At 72.2% G+C, this 1,560-nt stretch carries 2 protein-coding genes; both read left to right on the top strand.

Annotated features, from left to right (window positions below):
• The coding region (locus tag EJK15_RS69250) for a helix-turn-helix domain-containing protein (RefSeq protein ID WP_206062367.1) at positions 1–476 on the top strand (476 nt) is incomplete at its 5' end.
• 99 nt (positions 477–575) lie between these two features.
• Positions 576–1,560, top strand: a 985-nt coding sequence (locus EJK15_RS69245) for a DDE-type integrase/transposase/recombinase (protein ID WP_171075435.1), incomplete at its 3' end; no start/stop codon positions are given.

Here is a 1,560-nt window from a genome sequence, read left to right as displayed (position 1 = left end):
CGCGTCGGCTGCGGGGCCCGGCCGGGGTGGTGGAGGTGCGTCCGCAGCGGGCCAGGTGCCGCTCCTGCCAGGAGACGCACGTCCTGCTTCCGGTGTCGTCGCTGGTGAGGCGGGCTGACCTGGTCGAGGTCATCGGGCGTGGGCTGGAGCTGGCGGCGTGCGGGTGGGGATTCCGGCGGATCGCTGAGCGGCTGGGCAGGCCGGCCACGACAGTGCGGGGCTGGCTGCGGTGCTGGTCCCGCCGGGCGGGCTGCGTCGCCGCGGTGTTCACCTCGCTGCTGGTCGCGCTGGCGGACGACCCGGCCGCGGTGCTGCCGACTCCGGCGGGATCGGTGGTCGCGGACGCGGTGGCGGCGGTGACCGGGTTCGCGTTCGCCGCCGGGTCACGCTTCGGGATGGTGACGGTGCCCACCTGGCTGCTGGTGTCGGCGGCCTGCCACGGCCGATTGCTGGCGCCGGGCTGGCCGCCGGCCTGACCTGCTTGTCGATCAACACGAGTTCACCCTGACGGGGACCGGTGGGCTCGCTCCATCCTGGCGGCTGGCATGTCCGCAACCGTTTCGGGAGGCCGCCAGATGGCGTTGGTCGATGAAGAGGAGCGACGGCGGGCCGAACGGGCCCACCAGGTCGCGTTGTTCCGTTATCAGTTGATCCGTGAGGCGGCTGACGCTGCCCTGTCACCGCGGCAGCGCGGAGCGATGGTCCGCGAGATCGCCTCGCGCACCCACACGGATCCGTTCGGGAAGCCGGTCCGGGTGACGCGCGGGACGCTGGACCGCTGGCTGCGGTCCTGGCGCGAGGGCGGCTTCGACGCGCTGCTACCGCCAACCCGGCAGGTGACCCCCAGGACGCCGGAGGAGGTCCTGGACCTGGCCGCGGCCTTGAAGCGGGAGAATCCAACCAGGTCGACCGCGCAGGTGGTGCGGATCCTGCAGCAGCACCTGGGCTGGGGCCCGTCCTACCGCACGGTCCACCGGCACCTGCAGCGGCTGGAACTGCTGACCCGACCGGACGGGACCCCGCCGCAGGCCTTCGGCCGGTTCGAGGCGGCCCGCCCCAACGAACTCTGGGTCGGAGATGCCCTGCACGGGCCGAAAATCGCAGGCTACAAGGCCTATCTCTTCGCGTTCGTCGACGACCACAGCCGGGCGGTGGTCGGGCACCGGTGGGGCGGCGCGGAGGACAGCGTCCGTCTGGCGGCGGCGCTTCGGCCAGCGCTCGCGGCCCGCGGTGTCCCCACAGGCGTCTACGTCGACAACGGGTCCGCTTTCGTGGACTCCGCCCTGCTGCGAGCCTGCGCGAGGCTCGGGATCAAGCTGATCCACTCCACCCCCGGGCGCCCCGAGGGCAGGGGCAAGATCGAACGATTTTTCCGGACGGTCCGCGAGCAGTTCCTCGTCGAGGTCGACACGGACAAGGTCACCGACCTGCCCACGCTGAACAGGCTGTTCACCGCGTGGGTCGAACAGGTCTACCACCGCAGGGTCCACTCCGAGACCGGCCAGCCGCCGCTGGAGCGGTGGCTGGCCGGTCTCGGAGTGGACCCTGCGGTGGTAGACC

The organism is Nonomuraea basaltis, from assembly GCF_005893125.1.
Classification (GTDB): domain Bacteria; phylum Actinomycetota; class Actinomycetes; order Streptosporangiales; family Streptosporangiaceae; genus Nonomuraea; species Nonomuraea basaltis.
Note: the sequence above shows the minus strand (reverse complement) of the source record. Positions and strands in the feature narration are given on the sequence as shown.